The organism is Motiliproteus sp. MSK22-1, assembly GCF_001968815.1.
Taxonomy (GTDB): Bacteria; Pseudomonadota; Gammaproteobacteria; order Pseudomonadales; family Balneatricaceae; genus Motiliproteus.
The window spans coordinates 1-983 of sequence record NZ_MIEQ01000091.1; the positions used below are offsets into that span (position 1 = coordinate 1).

Annotated in this window: 2 protein-coding genes; both read left to right on the forward strand. The window is 57.1% G+C overall.

Annotated elements, in window-relative coordinates:
* Positions 1–516, forward strand: a 516-nt coding sequence (locus tag BGP75_RS23020; RefSeq protein ID WP_143821163.1) for a branched-chain amino acid ABC transporter permease, incomplete at its 5' end; no start/stop codon positions are given.
* A partial coding sequence (locus BGP75_RS23025; protein WP_143821164.1) for a branched-chain amino acid ABC transporter permease occupies positions 513–983 on the forward strand: 471 nt, incomplete at its 3' end. The genes BGP75_RS23020 and BGP75_RS23025, both read left to right, overlap by 4 nt.

Below are 983 nucleotides of genomic sequence, written 5' to 3' on the forward strand. Positions count from 1 at the left end.
TTGCCGGCCTTCACCGGTGATGAATCAATTCAAGTCGGACCGGCCACCATGGTGCCGCAGAACCTCTGGATCATGGGGGTGACGCTGGTGCTGGTGCTGGTGGTCCGTTATTTCTTTGATCGCACGATGCTGGGGAAAGCCATTCTGGCCTGCTCCTGCAATAAAACCGCGGCCAGCCTGGTGGGCATTAACGTTAAAATGATGCTGCTGACCTCTTATGGGTTGTCGGCCGCCATTGGAGCGATAGCCGGATTGCTGATTGCACCGATTGCCTTTACCTCTTTTGATGCCGGTACCATGCTCGGGCTGAAAGGATTTTCGGCCGCCATTCTCGGAGGCATGGGCAGTTCCATGGGCGCTGTTGCCGGGGGACTGGTGCTGGGGATGCTGGAGTCTCTGGGGGCCGGATTGATTTCATCCGGGTACAAGGATGCGATGGCCTTTGTGATTATTCTGGCCGTACTGTTCTTCAGACCGAGCGGATTGTTTGGCCACAAGTCGGTGGATCGTGTATGAAACGTCTCAGTGGATTTTATGGCTATGCCGCGCTGGTGGCGATGCTGCCGGTGCTGTTTCCGGATAACTACTTTGTCACCGTTGTCGGTGCAACCATCCTGCTTAACATTATTCTGGCGGTAGGACTGAACCTGTTTATTGGCTATGCGGGACAGATCTCTCTGGGGCATGCGGCCTTTTTCGGCATGGGGGCCTACACCTCGGCCATCATGACCACCCGCTATGGCTGGAACCCCTGGCTGGCGATGGGGGCCGGGCTGGTGCTGGTCTACATCGTTGCCAACCTGGTCTCGCGACCGATCCTGAAACTCAAGGGGCATTATCTGGCGATGGCCACGCTCGGTTTTGGCATCATTGTGAACATCATTATGGTGCAGGAGGCGGGGTTGACCGGGGGGCCGGACGGTCTGGGGGATATCCCCACTCTGTCGCTGTTTGGTTTCGAGATCGACTCGGATCTGCGCTGG